The organism is Pseudomonas sp. AC463 (assembly GCF_979253585.1).
Genome location: NZ_CEEDDZ010000388.1, coordinates 1 through 308, shown reverse-complemented (window position 1 = coordinate 308; position 308 = coordinate 1). Strand labels below are relative to the sequence as shown.

At 66.6% G+C, this 308-nt stretch carries 1 protein-coding gene; it reads right to left on the bottom strand.

All coding sequences use genetic code 11. From position 1 onward, the window contains the following. The coding region (locus tag AC0IYH_RS30655) for a hypothetical protein (RefSeq protein WP_471837928.1) at window positions 1-308 on the bottom strand (308 nt) is incomplete at both ends.

Below are 308 nucleotides of genomic sequence, written 5' to 3'. Positions count from 1 at the left end.
ATCCAGCCACGCCGCACGGCTATACCGGCAAGCCATAGCTGCAGAACGGCGATCGCGAAGATCACGACCGGAAATCCCGTCGCGAGCGGGATGCCCTTCACCGCGATGATGTCCGTCGCCAGGAACATCCAGCCGAACATCACCACGACCCCGATCAGCGACACTGCGAACACCGGCCGTGCCAGCGCCGACCCCAGCAACAGCATCGCCGCACCGACCAGCCCCGCACCCACCGCGATCAGATACACCCAGTCATACCAGCCCGGCAGGCTCGCGTAGAGCCCGCGATCATACGCCGTCGCCGGCCC